The organism is Arthrobacter rhamnosi (genome assembly GCF_054510975.1).
Genome location: NZ_JBTNDN010000002.1, coordinates 309294 through 328341, shown reverse-complemented (window position 1 = coordinate 328341; position 19048 = coordinate 309294). Strand labels below are relative to the sequence as shown.

The window sequence follows — 19048 nt, the reverse complement described above, 5'->3', positions numbered from 1 at the left end:
CCCCCACGTGAGCGAGCAGAGCAAACACACCGCCCTGTACACCCAGCACCAGGCGCACGGCGCGTCCTTCACGGACTTCGGCGGCTGGCAGATGCCCCTGAAATACCGCAGCGAGCTGGAGGAACACCACACCGTCCGGAACGCCGCGGGCCTCTTCGACCTGTCACACATGGGCGAGGTCCTCGTGAGCGGACCGCAGGCAGCGCAGTTCCTGAACTACGCCCTGGTCAGCGACCTCGCGGTTCTCACCGTGGGCAAGGCCAAGTACTCGCTGATCTGCAACGCCGAGGGCGGCGTGATCGACGACCTCATCACGTACCGCCTCGCCGAGGACTCCTTCCTCGTGGTGCCCAACGCCTCCAACGCGCCCGCCGTCGCCGAGGAACTGCGCCTCCGTGCCAAGGGCTTCGACGTCGCCGTGGAGGACCAGTCGGAAGCCACTGCCCTCGTCGCGGTGCAGGGACCGACGGCCGAAGCCGTCCTCCTCGACCTCGCGCGCCCGGAGGACGCCGGCATCATCCGGGAGCTGAAGTACTACGCCGCGGTGGAGCTCGAGCTCGCCGGTCTTCCCGTGCTGCTCGCCCGGACGGGCTACACCGGTGAGGACGGCTTCGAGATCTTCATCGGCAGCAACCTGGCGGTGCGCCTCTGGGACGCCGCCCTGCAGGCCGGGGGCCCGCACGGGCTGCTGCCCTGTGGTCTCGCAGCGCGCGACTCGCTGCGGCTCGAGGCCGGGATGCCCCTGTACGGGCATGAGCTCGGCCTCGACACCGACCCCTTCGAGGCCGGCCTCGGGCCCGTGGTCAGCACCAGGAAGGCCGAGGACTTCGTGGGACGCTCCGTGCTCGAGCCGCTGAAGGCCGTCGAGCCGGTGCGGCGCCTGGTCGGTCTCCGGGCCGTCGGACGACGGTCCGCACGCGCCGGGTACGACGTCGTCGCCGACGGCAGGACCGTCGGCACCGTGACGTCCGGCCTGCCGAGCCCCACCCTGGGCTACCCGGTGGCACTCGCCTACGTCGAGGCGGCGTTCGCCGCCGTCGGCACCGAGGTCCAGGTGGACCTCCGCGGACGACCCGAAGCGTTCACGGTGATCGCCACGCCGTTCTACAAGCGCGCGAAGCCCGCCGGGATGTCCCAGTGACGATCAGCGCCTTCGACCTGTTCAAGATCGGCATCGGGCCCTCGAGCTCCCACACGGGCGGACCGATGACGGCGGCCTACCTCTTCACGGAAGTGCTGCGCACCGGGAGCCTGCTGGCCGACGTGCAGCGCGTGCAGGTGGACCTCTTCGGATCGCTGGGGTCCACCGGTCACGGGCACGGCACGGTCAAGGCCGTGCTGCTCGGGCTCGAGGGAGAGCAGCCGCACCTGGTCGATCCGACGTCCGCGGACGCCCGCATCACCCGCATCGGCGAGGTCGGGTCGCTGAACCTCGCAGGTGGGCACCCGATTCCCTTCCAGCCCGAGACGGACGTGGTCCTGCACCGCCGGAAGCGCCTCGACTACCACACCAATGGTATGCGCTTCTCGGCATATTCCGCCGCGGGGGAAGTCATTCGGACAAGGGAATACTTCTCGGTCGGTGGTGGATTCGTGCTCGACGAGGACCAGATCGGCTCGGAGACGGCGGCCGTCAAGCCCGTACCGGTGTCCCACCCCTTCGGCACCGCCGACCAGTTGCTGGATATCTGCCGGACCACAGGGTGGTCCTTCTCCGACGTCGTCCTGGCCAACGAACTGTCCTGGCGCACCGAGGACGAGGTGCGCGCGGGGCTGCTCGAGATCTGGGGTGTCATGCAGGACACCATCCGGCGCGGGACGACGACGGGCGGGATCCTGCCCGGCGGGCTGAAGGTCCGGCGCCGGGCGGAACGGCAGCGGCAGCTGCTGGAGAAGGCCGACGACCCGGACGACCGCCTCGGCACGATGGAGTGGGTCACCCTCTTCGCCCTGGCCGTGAACGAGGAGAACGCAGCGGGCGGGCGCGTGGTGACCGCGCCGACCAACGGGGCTGCGGGCATCATCCCCGCGGTCCTGAAGTACTACGTGGACTTCGTCCCGGGCGCCGACGACGACGGCGTCGTCCGGTTCCTGCTCGCCGCCACGGCGATCGGCTCGCTCTTCAAGAAGAACGCGTCGATCTCCGGGGCCGAGGTGGGCTGCCAGGGGGAGGTGGGCTCCGCCTGCGCCATGGCCGCCGGAGCGCTGGCCGAGGTCCTGGGCGGGACCCCGGAGCAGGTCGAGAACGCCGCGGAGATCGGGATCGAACACAACCTCGGGCTGACCTGCGACCCCGTGGGTGGGCTTGTCCAGATCCCCTGCATCGAGCGGAACGCCGTCGGCGCGATGAAGGCCATCACCGCGGCACGCATGGCCGTGCGCGGTGACGGCCAGCACCACGTCTCGCTCGACGTCGCCATCAAGACCATGCGGGACACCGGAGCGGACATGATGGACAAGTACAAGGAGACCGCGCGCGGCGGGCTCGCCCTGAACGTGGTGGAGTGCTGACGGCGCGTGGCTGAGCTGCCGGTCAGGATAGAAGTGATCCCGGGGGATGGCCTGGTGGAGCGGCTCCGCGCGCATGTGCCCGCGCCCGCCGTCGTGACCGTCACCTGCCTCCCGCACCATGGCCCACGCCAGGCCGTGGGCGTGGCGGTGGACCTGGCCCGCGCCGGGTACACGGCCGTTCCGCACCTGGCGGCCCGGTCGGTGACCGGCCGGGCCGAGCTGGCCGGGTACGTGGCGCAGTGCACCGATGCGGGGATCACGGATGTGTTCGTGGTCGGAGGCGACGCAGCGGACGCGGCCGGACCCTACGCCTGGAGCGGCGCACTCATGGAGGACATCGCAGAGCTGTCCGGGGGGGTGCTCCGCATGGGCATCGCCGTATATCCGGAGGGGCACCCGGGAACGGCGGAGGAGGAGCTGGCGAGGACGCTGGCGGCCAAGCAGGAGCTGGCCTCCTGGTGCGTCACCCAGCTCTGCTTCTCCCCGGACATCCTCCGGGCCTTCCCCTCGAGGCTGCGGCTCGACGGCATCACCCTGCCCGTCTGGGCGGGCATCCCGGGTCCCGTGAGGATCTCCCGGCTGCTCCGCCTCGCCGGCCGGATCGGAGTGGGCCAGTCCCTCGGATTCCTGAAGCGCTCTGCCGGCGGTGCCGACGCGGGGTCCGTGGTGAGGCAGTTGCTCTCGTCGGCCTCCTACGATCCGGCACCGCTGGTGGATGCGCTGCACGGCGCCGGATACGAGGGACTGCACCTGTACAGCTTCAACGACCTCGCCGAGCTGGCCGCATCGGAACTGGCCGGGGCCCTCAGGCCCTGACCGCGACCCGCGGGAACCGGACCCCGTCCTGCTAGTTCGAGAAGTGCGTCTCCGCCGGTGCGGTGGTGATCCCACTGACGATGCGCTGCGCGATCTCGCGGACCTTCACGTTCTGGGCGTTCGAGGCCCGGCTCAGCATCGTGTACGCCTCGGCCTGCGTGCAGCGGTTCTGGCCCATGATGATCCCGATCGCGATGTCGATGGTGGTCCTCGACTCCATCGCGGCCAGGAGGTTCGACGAGGTGTTGGCGTGCTGCGACACGCGGAGGACCATCTGCAGTGCCTTCGCCGCCTGCGTGGCGAAGCCCTCCGCGAGGGCCTGCGCGCTGCTCGTGAAGGTGCTGGGGCTCGCGGCGTAGAAGTTCAGCGCAGCGCCGCCCTCGGGTCCGAGCACGAGGGGGACGCCCATCATGGCGAAGTACTCGTGACCGGCGACGGCCTCGAAGTATTCGGGCCACCGGCCGTCCGTGCGGACGTCGTCGACGATCACGGTGGAGCCCGTGCTGATCGCATGCAGGCACGGCCCGTCGCCGAAGCCGTACTGGATCTCGTCCAGGGCCCTCGCCTCGTCACTGCTGCACGCGACAGTGGTCGCGAGGCTCCGGTGGCGGTACGTGACGCCGCACTGCACCTCCACGGATCCACCGAGGATCCGTGCGGAAAGGCTCGCCAGGTCTTCCAGGAACTGGTCCACGTTCTCGTTGGTGAGCATGAGGTCCTGCAGTTCGGCCACAGCTGCAGCGTTCTGTTGTTCGGCGTTCACCCGGTCATCTTACGGGGCATAGTTAGCTTGTCTAGCAAACAGGTCCGAGAACGGGCCGGGAACCGGCACACGGAAGAACGGCCGCCCGGGGGACGGCCGTTCAGGAGATTCACGCGAGCCCGGGGCTCAGACGATCGCGGCCGCGGGCCTCTGGCGCTGGGGGGCGAGCTCTCCGACGATGCCGCGGAGCAGGCTGCGCAGCTCGAAGGACTCCAGGCCTTCGCCCACCATCAGCGTGCGTTCGATGTCCTCCGCCTTGGCGAGCGCTTCGACGCCGGCCGGGGTGATGGTGATGCGCTGGCTGCGACGGTCGATGCTGTCGCGGATGCGGGAGATGAACCCCTGCCGCTCGAGCTTCTCGATGGTCTTGCCGATCGTCTGTGCCTGCACGTGGACTGCGAGGGCCAGCTTGGCCCCGGTCATGGTGCCCTGGCGGGAGAGTACGCCGAGGGTGGTGTAGCCGGCATGGGTGATCCCGATGTCGAGCAGCCTTTCGTTCCACGCGTGGTCCACGAGACGGGCGGCGGTGGTGAGCAGGCGGCTGGTCGACCACTCTTCCAAGTCAGGCATGCGATGTTCCTTCAGAGGTTCTGGAACACCCGGCCGGTGCTGCTGCCAGCGCCGGCCGGGTGTCGTGTCTTTGCGGCCGGTCGCAACTACAGGGGGGACGGGACCAACCGCAATATGTCTACTATGCGCTTCAATCTTCAAGTTTTCCCGTCGCCCAGGCCGAAGCTTCGGGCAAGGAGGGCACGCCGGCGGGAACGGGGACCTTGCGGAACGCGATGATCCCGTCCGCGACGGCGCGGGCCGCGGAGTGCTGCACGACGTGCGGCTGACCCTCGATCTCGAGGAAGGAACCGAACCGCGCCCGCTCCGCCAGCTCCCTGCACCAGCGGCGCCGCGCCACCGGATCCCGCGCACCCCGCACCACCAGGACGGGGCACTGGACCCGCTCGACGGCGCGCTCCAGGGGGTACTCCATCATGGGCAGCAGCTGGCGCAGGTACCAGCGCATGCCCGTGCGGAAGTAGTCGGTGTAGACCGTGAAATTCGCCGACGGGCTTTCGCGGAACGTGTCGTGTCCGAGGGACGCCGCCTGCTGCAGGACGGTCCGGCGGTGCCTGTCCACGACAGGTCCGATGAGGACGATCCGTTCGGCGAGGGCCGGGAACTGCAGGGCGACCGCTGTGACGAATTGCACGCCCATGGAATGGCCCACGAGCGTGCAGGAGGAGATGCCCAGGGCGGCGAGCGCCTCGCCGATGAGCGCGGCGTGGTCCTCGACGCCGAGCTCCCTCCGCGGCTGCGGGTCCGGTCCGTACCCGGGCAGGTCGATCGAGTGCACGACGGCGTCCGCGGCGAGTTCGGCACGGAGGCGGTCGAGGTAGCGATGCGTCATGCCCAGTCCGTGGACGAGGACGTACGGGCTCCGGTCGGAGGTGTCGGGCCCCGGCGTCGTGAGCACGCGGACGGTCAGGCCGTCGACCTGCACGGTGCTGAGAAGAGTCGGTAGCATCCGGGCAGTCTACGGGTGCGGTGCGGGCGTTTCTCAAGATCCGATCAAGACAAGTCCGTGCCCGGGGCGCCAACGGACACCGATGTATGAAACCCTTGTTTCATGTCCGTTCCTCCGTCCCACCGCACGGCGCTGATCGTCGAGGACGATCCGGACATCCGCGAACTGCTCGCCACGACGCTGCGCATGAACGGCTTCACGATCGTCGAGGCCTCGTCGGGCCTGGAGGGCCTGGCGGCGTTGAAGGAACACCGGCCCGACCTGGTCACCCTCGACCTCAACCTGCCCGATCTCGACGGCGTCGAGGTGTGCCGGCAGTGCCGCGCCGTCAGCGATGCGTACATCGTGATGGTGACGGCACGGCAGGACGAGATCGACCGCCTGATCGGCCTCGAGATCGGCGCGGACGACTTCATCGGCAAGCCCTTCAGCCCCAGGGAGCTCTCCGCACGCGTGTCGGCGATGTTCCGCCGTCCCCGTACCGGTGCCGGCACCGGCGCCGTCCAGCCGCCGGAGCCCGGCGGCAACGCACTGCTGCGGCACAACGGCCTGGTCATGGACGTCGAGGGTCGCGTGGTCACGCTGGCCGGCCAGGAGCTCGCACTGACCCGCATCGAGTTCGACCTGCTGGAGACACTCCTGACGGGCGCCCAACGGGTGTGGACGCGCGAGGCGCTGCTGAACCGGGTATGGGGGGACGGCTGGAGCCAGGACCACCATCTCGTCGAGGTGCACATCCGCAACCTCCGCAAGAAGCTCGGAGAGGACATCAGCAACCCCCGTTTCATCCGCACGGTGCGCGGGGTGGGCTACCGCATGATGCCGGGCGACCAGCAGGACTGACCGGTCCCGCCGGTCCGTCGGCGGGTTTGTCCGTGGATGAAACACTGGATGCGTGGCTCATCTCGACGTATCCGGCATCGATTACTTCCTCTCCGACGGCAGGCAGCTGCTCAACGGCGTTGCGTTCAAGGTCGGCGACGGCCACAAGACGGCGCTGATCGGACCCAACGGCACAGGGAAGACCACCCTGCTGCGCATCATCGCCGGGGACCTCGCACCCGATGAGGGGGCGGTGAGCCGCTCGGGGACCATGGGGATCATGCGCCAGTTCGTCGGCCAGGTGCGCGACGACACGACCGTCCGCGACCTGCTCGTCTCGGCCGCGCCACCGGTGCTGGCCGCCGCGGCCAAGAGGATCGACGACGCCGAACTGGCCATGATGGAGGCCGACGACGAGCCCACGCAGATGCGCTACGCGCAGGCGATCGCGGACTGGGGCGATGCCGGCGGCTACGAGCTGGAGACCACGTGGGACGAGGTCACGATGGCCGCCCTCGGCGTCCCGTTCGACCGGGCGCAGTACCGGGCGGCGTCGTCGCTCTCGGGCGGCGAGCAGAAGCGGCTGGTGCTCGAAGCGCTGTTCTCCGGTCCTGACGAGTTCCTGCTCCTCGACGAGCCGGACAACTACCTCGACGTCCTGGGCAAGCGCTGGCTCGAGGCGAAGCTCCGCGAGTCGAAGAAATCCGTGCTGTTCGTCAGCCACGACCGTGAGCTGCTCGCCAACGCCGCAACGCGCATCGTGACGCTCGAGCCGGGGGCCCTGGGGGCGTCGTCCTGGACGCACGGCGGCGGTTTCGAGACCTACCTGAAGGCGCGCGAGGACCGGAACGCGCGGTTCGAGGAGCTGCGCAAGCGCTGGGACGAGGAGCACATCAAGCTCAAGGAACTCGTCAACATGTACAAGAACAAGGCCGCGTTCCGCTCGGACATGGCCAACCGCTACCACGCGGCACAGACCCGCCTCGCGAAGTTCCTGGAGGCGGGGCCGCCGGAAGCGATCCCGCTGGAGCAGAACGTGTCCATGCGGTTGCAGGGCGGACGGACCGCCAAGCGCGCCGTCGTGGCCCAGAAGCTCGAACTGACGGGTCTCATGAAGCCTTTCAGCACCGAGATCTGGTTCGGCGACCGTGTGGGAGTACTGGGGTCCAACGGCTCCGGCAAGTCGCACTTCCTGCGGCTGCTGGCCAGTGGTGGATCGGACCCGGACAAGGAGCACCTGCCTGTGTCCGACGTCGACATAGCCCCGGTTCCCCACGAGGGCTCCGTGAAGCTGGGTGCGCGCATCCGGCCGGGGTTCTTCGCGCAGACGCACGCGCGCCCCGACCTCCTCGGGCGCACGCTCGTCGACATCCTCCACCGGGGCGACGAGCACCGGTCCGGCCTGGGCCGCGAAGCAGCGTCCGCCGTCCTCGACCGCTACGGGCTGGCGGCACAGGCCGAGCAGCCCTACGACTCCCTGTCGGGCGGCCAGCAGGCCCGCCTGCAGATCCTCCTGCTGGAGCTGTCCGGTGCAACCCTGCTGCTGCTCGACGAGCCGACGGACAACCTCGACCTGCATTCGGCGGAGGCGCTCGAGCGCGCCATCGATGCCTTCGAGGGCACGGTCATGGCCGTGACGCACGACCGCTGGTTCGCCCGGAGTTTCGACCGGTTCCTCGTCTTCGGCTCCGACGGCAAGGTGTACGAGACGAAGGAACCCGTGTGGGACGAGAGCCGGGTCGTCCGCGCCCGCTGAAACGGCCTTCGTCCACAGGCCCTCCACAGGGTTATCCACAATCGTGGATAACCCTGCCTGCATCCGGTGCACCATCGGTTGCTGACGCACCCTCTGTAGGGTGGACGACGACGACTGCGGGCGCCACCACATCGCCGCACACGGGGGAATCATGGGGACTGGAACGGGTTCGGGCACGAGGGGACGGGTGATCTGGGGAGGCGTCGTCGCCGCGGTGGTACTGATCGCAGCCATGGTGACGATCAAGCTGGTCGACCAGTGGGTCTTCGGACCCGACAAGCAGGTCGAGGCCTACCTCGACGCCCTCGTGGCAGGTGACGCCGAGGCGTCCCGGAGCCTTCTCGGAAGAACCCCCGGCGACGGGCAGGACGCACTGCTGGCGAACGCCGTGTACGGCACGGCCGATCACCGCATCACGGCGTACGAGCTCCGCGACATCTCGGTGGACGACGACACCGCGACGGTGACCGCCCACCTGGCGCAGGACGGAAGCACCAGCACTCTCGAGTTCACCCTGACCCGGACCGGATCCACCGGCGTGTTCTTCGGCGACTGGCGCCTGGACGGGCCGGAACCCATCACCGACATCAGCATGGTGATCCCCGAGGACCTGCAGGCCATCGACGTCAACGGGGCCGACGTCGCCCTGCCTCCCGGAGACCCCGGTGCATACGCGGGCCTGCGCTCCGTGACCCTCCCGGCGCTTCCCGGGGAGTACGTCGTCTCACCGCCGGCGCCCTCCCGGTACCTGTCCTACGGGACCCGGCAGGTGGTCACGGTTCCGGTGGACGGGCCCGCACCGCGCGGAGTGCTGGTGAAGCCTGCTGCCACCCCTGCAGTCATGGCCGACGCCGTCGCCGAGGTCACCGCGGCCCTCGACCGCTGCATCGCCTCTCCGGAAGCCTCTCCCAGCGGCTGCCCCAACCGGTCCTACCTCTTCGGGGATCCCGAGGATGTCCGCGATCCGCGCTGGACCCTGGTCCGAGAGCCCTCCTTCACGCTCGAGCAGTCCTACCAGCCCGGGGTGTACCGGCTCCGGTCCGACGACGGCGAGGCCACCTTCTCGTACGAGCGCAACGCCGAGTTCGACGGCGGGAAGCCCCCACGCTGGACGCACGTGGAGGACACCCAGCGGCTGTCCCTCGGTGCGACCGTGACGGTGACCGGGGAGCGCATCGAGGTGGCGCGGGACCCGGTGGTCCCGGGGCAGTAGCGCCTCGACGACCGGTGCCGTCTACCGCTCGCCGACGGCCCGACCAGACGTTACCTCGACGAAACCGGCCGGTGATGGACGGGAAATCCCGATTATGTTTAATGGTGGTAATTGCAGTTTCCCGATATGAACCATCAGGAGTGCCGATGTCCACCGAGATCAACTTCCGTTACCTCAGCGAGCCCGACATGGTCGAAGCCGGTGTAGGCGACGTCATACGCTGCACGGACGTGATGGAGGAGGCCCTCGTCCTCCTGCGCCAGGGCGACTACCGGATGGCGGGGGACAACGGCAACTCCCACGGGGCGATGATCACCTTCCCCGAGGACCCTGAGTTCGAGGGCATGCCGAAGGACGGCCCCGATCGCCGGTTCATGGCCATGCCCGCCTACCTCGGCGGCCGCTTCGGCACCTCCGGAGTCAAGTGGTACGGATCCAACGCGCAGAACCGCCTCAGTGGCCTGCCTCGATCGATCCATGTCTTCGTGCTGAACGACCGGGACACCGGCGCGCCCCTGGCCATCATGAGTGCCAATCTCCTCAGTGCCTACCGCACCGGAGCTGTACCCGGCGTCGGGGTCAAGCACCTCGCGAAGGCCGACGCGAAGGTCGCGGCCGTCGTCGGCCCGGGGGTCATCGCGCGATCGGTTCTCGAGACGACCCTGGCACTGCGCCCCTCGATCGACACGGTCCTGGTGAAGGGCCGCAGCGCCGCCAGCACGCAGGCATTCATGGAGTGGGCCAGGGACAAATTCTCACAGCTCACCACCATCGCATCGGCGGAGACCATCGAGGAGGCCATCGCCGACGCCGACATCGTCATGGCGACAACCACCACGGACGCCGCGGGTAGCGACGCGTTCCCCTATTTCCCGAAATCGGCCATCAAGCCCGGGGCCCTGCTGCTGCTTCCGGCTGCAGCCCGTTTCGACGACGACTTCCTCACGGGAGACGCGCGTCTCGTCATTGATGCCGAGGGTCTCTACCAGGCATGGCTCGAGGAATACGGGCCTACCGCCTACCAGATCCTGGGCATCCCTGGGTCCCACTGGTTCGGGCTGCTCGGCTCCGGGGAGATCGCCGCCTCGAAGATCGAGGAGATCGCCGACATCGCGACAGGCAAGCTTCCCGGTCGCCGGAACGACGACGAGATCATCCTCTATTCGGTGGGCGGGATGCCCGTGGAGGACGTCGCGTGGGCGACCGACCTGTACCGGGCCGCGGAGGAGAAGAACATCGGCACCGTCCTGAATCTCTGGAACACGCCGGCCCTCGCCTGACCTGGTGAGCCTGTCGGAACGCACCAGCCGTCCCACCAGGAGGATCGTGGACCTGGTGGGACGGCTGGTCGATGCGGATGGCTCATCGGCGGTATCGGGTCATGGTCAGGCGCTGAACGCCGGAACAACCTCCCTGACGAAGAGTTCCAGTGACTTCTTCTTCTCCTCGTGGCTCATCCCGTTATCGATCCAGTAGCTGAACTCGTCGACACCCAGCTCCTGGTAGTGCTTGATACGGCCCACCACCTCGTCAGGGGTGCCGATCATCGCCGACCTGTGCAGGCTCTCGGGCTCGAACTCCGGCCGGTCCGCGAACTTCTCCTCGGGTGAGGGGTCGAGGAATCCGTCGACGGGCGTCGTCTTGTTGCCTGCCCACGCGTCGAAGGACCTGTAGTAGCGGTTGATCGCGGCAGCCCCTGGGCGCCAGCCTTCGGGATCGTCGGCTGCGTGCACGTACGTATGACGCAGGCACATGACCTCGGGCCTGCGGGAACCCGGGAACTTGTCCATCGCGGCCCTGGTCTTGCCGGTCAGGTCGGCCACTTCGGCATCGTCCTTCATCAGGGGGGTGACCATGATGTTGAAACCGTTCTCCACGGCGAACTCGTGCGACTCGGGGGAGCGTGCCGCCACCCAGATGGGGATGGTGTCCTGTACCGGCTTCGGCACGCTGGTGGAGGTGGGGAACTGCCAGATCTTGCCGTCGTGGGCGTAGTCCCCCTGCCACAGGGCCTGCATCGCGGGGAGGAGCTCACGCAGGTGCTCCGCACCGGCCGCCGCGGGCATCCCGCCGGCAAGCCGGTCGAACTCGAACTGGTAGGCGCCGCGGGCTATGCCGAGCTCGAGTCGTCCGTTGCTGATGACGTCCACGAGAGCGGACTCCCCTGCTGCCCGGATCGGGTTCCAGAACGGGGCGATGAGCGTTCCAGCGCCGAGGCGGATGGTAGACGTCTTGGCGGCGAGGTACGCGAGTACGGGCATGGGGCTGGGGGACACCGTGTACTCCATGGCGTGGTGCTCGCCGGTCCAGACGGTCGAGAACCCGCCGTCCTCGGCGATCTGAACCAGCTCGACCAGGTCCTCCATCAGCTGATGGTGGCTGACGGCGGTGTCCCATCGTTCCATATGGGCGAAGAGTGAGAAACGCATTGTTGTTACCTCCTGTGGTGCGGTGCAAGCGATTGGGTGGTTCAGGTCGGCTCAGGACTGCTTCTCATCTCCGCGATCGTCCGATCCCCTCTGGACCAGTGCGTGAGCGGCACTTCACGGATGATGACGGTGGTGTTCTGCGGCAGGGCGCCGACCGTCTCCTCCGCGGCGCGGTGGAGGGCGGCCACGAGTGCACGGAGCTGGACGGGTGTACGGCCTTCGGCGATGGACACGTCGATGAGAGGCATGGAAGAAGCTCCTAACCGCGCATGACGAACGGGTCCGCGACGGGTTCCTCGTCCGTGTTGATCCATACGCTCTTCAGGCGCGTGTACTCGTGCATCGACTCGAGCCCGTGCTCGATGCCGACCCCGCTGTTCTTGAAACCCTGGCGCGGGGACATCGGCGACATCGCCCGGTAGGTGTTCACCCAGATCGTGCCGGCTTCCAGCTTCCGGCTCATCCGGTGGGCGCGGGCGAGGTTCTGGGTCCATACGCCGGCGGCGAGCCCGTAGTCGGTGTCGTTGGCGAGCCTCAGCACCTCGTCCTCGGTGTCGAAGGGCATGATGGCGGCGACGGGTCCGAAGATCTCCTCGCGCGTCACGCGCATGGTGTTGTCGACGTCGGTCAGTACCGTGGGCGCGTAGAAGTAGCCCGGCAGGTCGACCTCGGGGCGTCTGCCGCCGGTGAGCACCGTTGCGCCCTCGCTCACGCCGAGGTCGACGTAGGAGCTGACCTTGTCCCGCTGGTCGGCGAAGGCCAGGGGGCCGAGTTCGGTGGCGTCGAGCAGCGGGTCCCCGATGATGATGCTGCGCGCGCGTTCCGCGACCCGCTCCAGCAGCTCGTCGTAGACGGAGCGGTGTGCGAAGACCCGGCTGCCCGCGATGCAGGTCTGCCCGGCGGCGGCGAAGATCCCGGCCACCACGCCCATCGCCGCATTGGGGATGTTGGCGTCGTCGAAGACGATGTTCGGGCTCTTGCCGCCCAGCTCAAGGGTGCAGCCGATGAAGCGGGACGCCGCGGATGCCGCGATGCGCGCTCCCGTGGCGGTGGACCCGGTGAAGGAGATCTTCGCGAGTCCGGGGTGATCGACCAGCGGCGCTCCGGCCTCGACGCCGTACCCGGTGACCACGTTGACGACGCCGTCGGGGAACCCTGCCTCCGTGGCGAGCTCGGCGAGACGCAGAACGGTACGCGAGGTGTACTCGGACGGTTTGATGACCAGCGTATTGCCGGCCGCGAGAGCGGGGGCGAGTTTGGAGGTGGTCAGCGTGAGGGGGGAATTCCAGGGCGTGATCGCGCCGACCACACCGAGCGCCTCGCGCTGGGTGTAGTTGAACATGGAGACGGAGTTCGTGGGGACCTGGCTGCCCTGGACCTTGTCGGCCAGGCCTGCGTAATAGTACAGGTACTCCGGCAGGCTGGTCAGCTGGCCGCGCATCTCGCGCAGGAGCTTGCCGTTGTCCTCGGACTCCATTCGGGCCAGCGCATCGGCATTCTCCGCAACGAGGTCGCCGAGGCGCCGCAGCAGGTGACCGCGCCGGGTGGCGGAGAGGTCGCGCCACCGCGGATCGGTGAATGCGCGTTGAGCGGCCGTCACTGCGACATCGATGTCGGTGGAGGTTCCGCGAGCTGCGGTGTAGAGGACGTCGAGGGTTGCCGGGTTGGTGCTTTCGAAATACTCATTCCCGGCGGGTGGGACGTACTGCCCGCCGATGAAGTGGTTGTACTGCTCAGTCATGGTCTCCACTCGATTCGGTGATGAAGTGATGGATGATGCGTGCGAGTTCGGCCGGCTGCTCGACGGGGAGCATGTGGCGGGCGCCGGGGACGACGGCGGTCCCGGCACCCGGGATCGCCTCGCCGAGTCGGCGTGTCATGTCCGGCGTGGACCCGGGGTCGAGTTCCCCTGTGACTGCGAGGGAGGGGACGCCGATGCGGCCGAGCTGCGGGCCGATCTCGGCGTCGGCCGTGGCGAACACCCGGTAGGCATGGAGGTAGGACTCCACGTCGTTGCTCAGCAGCGTCCTGCGGGTCCTCTCGATCCTGTCCTCGCTCACGCCCTGACCGCCCGGATACCACCGGGCGATGGACCCCTCGACGCTGCTCGGGAAATCCGTGCGTGCACCGTCGAGCCGTGCCTGCACGCTGGTCCTTTCCGCCTCGGTGCGTCGGCAGACCGAACTCACACTGGTGAGCGATGCAACCAGGTCCGGCCGGTGAAGAGCCAGGTGCTGCGCGATGAGTGCACCCAACGAGAAACCGACCAGATGGGCGCGGCCGGGCAGGCGTTCCGCGACGTCCTGGGCGAGATCGCCCAGTGACACCGGGGCGGCCAGTGTCGCTTGGCCTCCATGACCGGGCAGGTCCAGCGCCAGGACGGGGCGGCCGGAGAGAACCGCCAGCTCCTCCTGCAGGGGCTCCCACATGGTCCGGTCCAGTCCCACCCCATGCAGCAGAACGATCGGGCGGAGCTGGGAGTCGGTCACTGCTCGCTGCTCAACGGGGCCAGGCGTTGCTGGGGGCGTCCCTGGGCCGCGGCGGCGAGAGCGATGACGATCTCTCCGGGATGCGGTGCGTCCGCCAGCCGGACCTCGATGCTCTGGTGGTGGGATCGGATGGTCGCATCGGTGACGTGCTTGAGGGGAATGTCGAACGTGACCCCGGCCGGCCCGCGCTTCTCCACAGCGGGCAGCAGGGTCGTGGCGGAGGCGGCGTCGCGGAAGTGGTTACCGAACTTGAGGGTGTGGATGAGTGCCGAGCCGTGCTCGATCTCACCGTCGAGGCCGACGATCGCGGCCTTGCCGAACGCCTCGACGGGTTCCCCGAGGGCTTCCACCACGCGGGCGGCCAGCAGCGCGCCGACGTCGGACGCGTTCGCATCGATGCCGGGGTTGAGGTCCTCGACGAAGCCCTGCCCGGCCCAGGGGTTGGCGATGACTGCTGCGACGACGGCGACGCGTGCTGCAGGCTCGACGGGCCGGCCGCCTTCGGTGAGGATCTCTTCGACCAGGGTGACGATCTTTCGGGTGTTCATGCGGAGGCTCCTTCGAGGATGGCGGATGTGACGGCGGGGTCGGTGAGTCGGTCCCCGATACGAGGATGTGGGCGGGATCCGGTGGATGCAGCAACGACGACGACGATCTCGTCGGCCCGGGGCCCGTCACTGACGCGGGCGGACATGGTCTGATAGTGGCTGCGAGTCGAGGCTTGATCCTTGTGCCACATGGGAACGACGAGTGCCTGGCCGGGTTCGGCCCGATCGTCGGCGAAGCAGATGATGGAGGACCCCTCGAGGAACTCACGGACCAGGTTGCCGAAATAGGGAGTGTGAATGAGTGCTGCGGCGTGCTCCATCTCGCCGGCGGTACCCACGATCGCTGCCTTGCCGAACGCTTCGATGCGGTCGGCACCGCCGAGGCCGTTCACCAGGCGGTCGGTCAGCGTCCGGGCCAGCTGTGGAGCGAGTTCCTCGGTCAGCCGACCGAGATCGGTCTCCGGACCGGTCCCGGCCCAGGGGTTGGACACGACCGCTGCGACGCTGGCGCGTCTGATCGGACAGGCAGGGCTCTGCCCGTTCTCGGTGAGGACTTCCTCCTGGTAGTAGACGATCTTCCGGATGTCGGCGCCGGGGGCGGTGAGGGCGGGAGTGGACATGTGCGGGGCCTTTCCGAGCAGGGGTGACGTCGACGGGGGGAGAGCCGGTGGCTACCGGGCAGCATTGCCGGGGCAACGGACGCCCTGGCGTCCGGTCTAGGAGGAAAGCGGACTGGGGGAGGTCCTGGCGTCGGTGAGGACTTCGCGGGCCGAGGCGTGGACGTGATTGCGCATGGCTGCCTCAGCTCCGAAATGGTCCTTGTCCCGGATCATGGCGAGCACCACTCGATGCTCGCCTGTGGAAGCCCGAATCCGGCCGGGGTGTTCGGCCGTGCGCAGCACGAGCCGGTGATAGGCCAGCTGGTTCATGAGCCGGTCATAGTGCTCCACCAGCTTCGAGTTCTCCGACCCGGTGATGATGGTGCGGTGGAACTCGTGCACGAGTTGTGCGTACCGTGTCGCGTCCTGTGCCTCCGTTACGCGGTCGGACTCCTCGATGTTGCGCTCGAGCACGTCCAGCTCCCGCACCGAGCCGCGGCGCGCCAGCAGGCCCGCGGCAAGGCCTTCCAGGCTCTCCTTCAACTGGAAGAGCTCGACGATCTCCCGTCGGGTGGGCTCCCGTATGAACGTGCCGACCTTGGGCCTGATCTCCACGAGTCCCTCGTGCTGCAGTTGCTTCAGCGTCTCCCGGATGGGCGTCCGGCTCACGTCGAATGCTTGCGCCAGAAAGACCTCCGAGAGTGGTGCGCCCGGAGAGAAGGTCCCACCCAGGACCAGTTCACGGACACGGTCGAGCAGGGAAGCCTCGCCCACGCTGGTGTCCGGTTCCTCAGAATTCAGAAGCTGTTGCATACAACAAACGCTAAGGCTCGGGATTCGGCCCGTCAAGGTGGCAGGGGTGGGTCACGGGGAAATACGCTGTTTACCCAGGGTTAATAACGAGTAGCGCCGTTGTATTGACGCGGCTATGTGACGTGGCTAACGTCTACTACCATGCAACAGACATTCGAAGAGACTCTTCATTCCACCTGGCAGGCTGCATGGGACCGCGGGGACGTGGCCGCTCTGGCTTCGATCGTCACGCCGGACTACGTCCGGGTCAGCCGCTCCAGCGGTAACGAGGCGACGCTATCCGATCTGCAGGACGAGATCGAGGCGACGCGTTCCGGCTTCCCGGACCTGACGACGACCATCGACTCGGTCGTCATCGACGGTGATACGGCCGCGATCTTCTGGACGAGCACGGGCACTCACACCGAGACCTTCCTGGGGGTGCCGGCGACGAACCGCCAGGTGCAGACCCGCGGGTGCAACCACCTGAACCTCGTGGACGGAAGGATCGCCCGGGAGGAAGTCACCTGGGACGGCTCGGAACTGCTGCACAGCCTCGGTGTCCGTCATCTCCGTGATGCGCCCTCCACGGGGGAGGACGTCACGATCGACGACCTCTCGGGCGAGCCCGACCCTCAGATCATGAAGACCTTCAACCGGCAGTTCATCACCGGCGTCACCGTGGTGACCACCCAGGACCAGGGCGCCCCCAAGGGGCTCGCGGTCAACGCCTACGCCTCCGTCTCGCTGGAACCACCCCTGGTCATGGTGTGCATCCAGAAGACCTCCTCCACGTATCCGGCATTGTTCGCGGCCACCCATCTGGGTATCAACATCCTGGGCACCGAACAGCGGGAAACCATCGCAACGTTCGCCTCCAAGTCCACCGACAAATTCGCGGAGGTGGACTGGCATGAAGGACCCAACGGCAGTCCACTGATCGACGGATCCCCGGCCTCGCTCGAGGCCGAGATCCGCGAACGGTTCCAGGCGAAGACACACACCGTCTTCATCTGCCGGGTCCGGCACGCGGAAGTCGTCGAAACAGCTCCGATCATCTACAAGGCCGGGCGCTTCTACGACAGCGACAACCTCACCCAGCTCTGATCCCCTCCGAGTAAGCCCGACCTCCCGCCAATGAAACCGGAGAAACCCGTGGTCCAGCAGATCAATCCACCACGTTCAACCCGTTCTTCCCTGCCTCACCCATCCCGGAGAGCGAAGCCGGGAGCGGTGCTCGTCGTCGCGATCGCGCTCATCGCGGCTTTCGTCCTCTGGGCCGCACTCTCCCCGGCTTCCCTGAACGCGGTCATGACGGCCAGCATCAACTGGGCGGCCGGCTCCGTCGGGTGGAGCTACCTGATCGTGACCCTGCTCAGCATCGGGCTGCTGCTCTACCTGGCTTTCAGCCGGTACGGCAGCATCCGACTGGGCTCCAACGACGCCCGTCCGGAATACAGTACGTGGGCCTGGCTGGCGATGATCCTCTCGGCGGTCATGGGCATCGGACTGGTGAGCTACGGCGTGGCCGAGCCCATCTCCCACTTCATGGCACCGCCCCATGCCCTGGCGGAACCGGAGACGATGAACGCCGCCGTGCTGGCCATGCAGTACAGCTTCTTCGACTGGGGCCTGCACGCCTGGGCTGTCTTCGGGGTCTTCGGGCTGGCGATCGGGTACTCGACCCACCGCAAGGGGCGCCCGGGACTGGTCTCACCGATGCTCCGACCCGTGCTCGGCAAGCTCGTCGACGGCTGGTTCGGGAAGGCCATCGACATCTTCGCCATCATCGCCACACTGTTCGGGACCACGACCTCCCTCGGTCTGGGCGCCTCGCAGATCGCCGAGGGCCTGAACCGCATCCTCGGACTGCCGACCAACCTGGCCGTCCAGATCGTCATCATCGCTGTAATCACCGTCCTGTTCACCCTCTCGGCCCTCTCCGGGGTGAACAAGGGGATCAAGTACATCAGCGAGATCACCATGGGCCTGTCTGCCCTCCTGGCGGTCTATGTCTTCGTGATGGGACCGACGAACTTCATCTCCAACCTGTTCTTCCGCTCCATCGGCCAGTACGCCAGCGACTTCTTCACGACCAGCCTGACCACTCCCTCCACGCCGGAGGACCTTCAGTGGATGCAGTGGTGGACCTACTTCATGATGGCCTGGTGGCTCAGCTGGGGCGCCTTCGTCGGGGTATTCCTCGCGAAGATCTCCAAGGGCCGCACCGTCCGGCAGTTCGTGGCCGGAGTGCTGCTGGTACCCAGCCTGGTGTTCTTCGCCTGGTTCACCATCTTCGGCGGCGCGGCCATCAAGATGGACATGGACGGAGCCGGCATCGGCGAGGCGACCACCGCCAACATCAACTCCGCCTTCTTCACGATGCTCGATCAGCTCCCGCTGTCGAATATCACGGCCGTGCTCACGGTACTGCTGGTCGCACTGTTCTTCATCTCCGGTGCGGACGCGAACACCTACGTCCTGAGCATGCTGTCGTCCCGGGGCACCCTGACCCCTTCCAAGCCCGTCCTCACACTGTGGGGGACCCTCACCGGGCTGTGCGCGGTGGTGCTCCTCGCAGCCGGCGGGCTCGCCGCCCTGCAGCAGGCCGCGATGCTCTCCGCCCTGCCCTTCACCATCATCGTCGCGCTCCTCGGCATCTCACTGATCCTCGAGCTGCGCAAGGACCCGGAGTTCGAACTGCTGCGCCACGCCCGACTCGACGACATCCGCCAGAGGGACATCCCCGAGGACCAGCGCTGAGATCGGTGGCGGGGCAGGAGCCGCACGG

19 protein-coding genes are annotated in these 19048 nt (G+C 67.8%); 9 read left to right on the top strand and 10 right to left on the bottom strand.

Annotated features, from left to right (window positions below):
- The first annotated feature begins 7 nt into the window (after positions 1–7).
- Genes gcvT through ACX80J_RS05875 form a run of 3 tightly spaced genes read left to right on the top strand, consistent with a single transcriptional unit; the run spans position 8 to position 3327 of the window.
- Positions 8–1141 (top strand): glycine cleavage system aminomethyltransferase GcvT, encoded by a 1134-nt coding sequence (gene gcvT, locus ACX80J_RS05885; RefSeq protein WP_459347156.1) that lies wholly within the window; start codon positions 8–10, stop codon positions 1139–1141.
- Positions 1138–2511 (top strand): L-serine ammonia-lyase, encoded by a 1374-nt coding sequence (locus ACX80J_RS05880; protein WP_459347155.1) that lies wholly within the window; start codon positions 1138–1140, stop codon positions 2509–2511. Before gcvT ends, ACX80J_RS05880 begins: the two co-directional genes overlap by 4 nt.
- Before the next feature lie 33 nt (positions 2512–2544).
- On the top strand, positions 2545–3327 hold the full coding sequence (locus ACX80J_RS05875; RefSeq protein ID WP_459344127.1) for a methylenetetrahydrofolate reductase: 783 nt from the start codon (positions 2545–2547) through the stop codon (positions 3325–3327).
- Positions 3328–3358: 31 nt separating this feature from the next.
- On the opposite strand, the gene ACX80J_RS05870 is transcribed toward ACX80J_RS05875, so the two are convergent.
- The 3 genes from ACX80J_RS05870 to ACX80J_RS05860 form a co-directional block, all read right to left on the bottom strand.
- A complete protein-coding gene (locus tag ACX80J_RS05870; protein ID WP_459344126.1) occupies positions 3359–4090 on the bottom strand; it encodes a GAF and ANTAR domain-containing protein in 732 nt (243 codons plus the stop codon).
- Between the two features lie 126 nt (positions 4091–4216).
- Positions 4217–4660: a MarR family winged helix-turn-helix transcriptional regulator gene (locus tag ACX80J_RS05865; protein WP_459344125.1), complete on the bottom strand. Its 444-nt coding sequence runs from the start codon at positions 4658–4660 to the stop codon at positions 4217–4219.
- A 130-nt stretch (positions 4661–4790) separates the two neighbouring features.
- Positions 4791–5609 carry an alpha/beta fold hydrolase gene (locus ACX80J_RS05860; RefSeq protein WP_459344124.1) on the bottom strand — a complete coding sequence of 273 codons (819 nt, stop codon included), beginning with the start codon at positions 5607–5609 and terminating at the stop codon, positions 4791–4793.
- A gap of 102 nt (positions 5610–5711) precedes the next feature.
- Here ACX80J_RS05860 and ACX80J_RS05855 point away from each other — a divergent pair, with 102 nt between their 5' ends.
- From ACX80J_RS05855 to ACX80J_RS05840, 4 genes are all read left to right on the top strand, one after another.
- Entirely contained in the window at positions 5712–6452 is a 741-nt protein-coding gene (locus tag ACX80J_RS05855) for a response regulator (RefSeq protein WP_459344123.1), read from the top strand.
- A 52-nt stretch (positions 6453–6504) separates the two neighbouring features.
- Positions 6505–8187, top strand: coding sequence for an ABC-F family ATP-binding cassette domain-containing protein (locus tag ACX80J_RS05850; protein ID WP_459347154.1), 1683 nt, complete (start codon positions 6505–6507; stop codon positions 8185–8187).
- A gap of 100 nt (positions 8188–8287) precedes the next feature.
- Positions 8288–9400: a hypothetical protein gene (locus tag ACX80J_RS05845; RefSeq protein WP_459344121.1), complete on the top strand. Its 1113-nt coding sequence runs from the start codon at positions 8288–8290 to the stop codon at positions 9398–9400.
- Between the two features lie 146 nt (positions 9401–9546).
- Positions 9547–10680 (top strand): tyramine oxidase subunit B, encoded by a 1134-nt coding sequence (locus ACX80J_RS05840; protein WP_459347153.1) that lies wholly within the window; start codon positions 9547–9549, stop codon positions 10678–10680.
- Positions 10681–10785: 105 nt separating this feature from the next.
- On the opposite strand, the gene ACX80J_RS05835 is transcribed toward ACX80J_RS05840, so the two are convergent.
- The 7 genes from ACX80J_RS05835 to ACX80J_RS05805 form a co-directional block, all read right to left on the bottom strand.
- Complete coding sequence (locus ACX80J_RS05835) at positions 10786–11829, bottom strand: LLM class flavin-dependent oxidoreductase (protein WP_459347152.1); 1044 nt, start codon at positions 11827–11829, stop codon at positions 10786–10788.
- A gap of 41 nt (positions 11830–11870) precedes the next feature.
- Complete coding sequence (locus tag ACX80J_RS05830) at positions 11871–12077, bottom strand: tautomerase family protein (protein WP_459344118.1); 207 nt, start codon at positions 12075–12077, stop codon at positions 11871–11873.
- An 11-nt stretch (positions 12078–12088) separates the two neighbouring features.
- A complete protein-coding gene (locus ACX80J_RS05825) occupies positions 12089–13570 on the bottom strand; it encodes an aldehyde dehydrogenase (protein WP_459347151.1) in 1482 nt (493 codons plus the stop codon).
- The gene (locus tag ACX80J_RS05820; RefSeq protein ID WP_459344116.1) at positions 13563–14318 is read right to left on the bottom strand and encodes an alpha/beta fold hydrolase; all 756 of its coding nucleotides are present in this window, start codon (positions 14316–14318) and stop codon (positions 13563–13565) included. Before ACX80J_RS05820 ends, ACX80J_RS05825 begins: the two co-directional genes overlap by 8 nt.
- Positions 14315–14866, bottom strand: coding sequence for an amino acid synthesis family protein (locus tag ACX80J_RS05815; protein WP_459344115.1), 552 nt, complete (start codon positions 14864–14866; stop codon positions 14315–14317). The genes ACX80J_RS05820 and ACX80J_RS05815 overlap by 4 nt, the downstream gene beginning before the upstream one ends.
- Positions 14863–15486, bottom strand: coding sequence for an amino acid synthesis family protein (locus ACX80J_RS05810; protein WP_459344114.1), 624 nt, complete (start codon positions 15484–15486; stop codon positions 14863–14865). The genes ACX80J_RS05815 and ACX80J_RS05810 overlap by 4 nt, the downstream gene beginning before the upstream one ends.
- Positions 15487–15582: 96 nt before the next feature.
- A complete protein-coding gene (locus tag ACX80J_RS05805) occupies positions 15583–16278 on the bottom strand; it encodes a GntR family transcriptional regulator (RefSeq protein WP_459347150.1) in 696 nt (231 codons plus the stop codon).
- A gap of 141 nt (positions 16279–16419) precedes the next feature.
- On the opposite strand from ACX80J_RS05805, the gene ACX80J_RS05800 reads away from it, so the two are divergent.
- Positions 16420–17364: a flavin reductase gene (locus ACX80J_RS05800; protein WP_459344112.1), complete on the top strand. Its 945-nt coding sequence runs from the start codon at positions 16420–16422 to the stop codon at positions 17362–17364.
- Between the two features lie 126 nt (positions 17365–17490).
- Positions 17491–19020, top strand: a complete 1530-nt coding sequence (locus ACX80J_RS05795) for a BCCT family transporter (protein ID WP_459347149.1) — start codon at positions 17491–17493, stop codon at positions 19018–19020.
- Positions 19021–19048 lie beyond the last annotated feature (28 nt).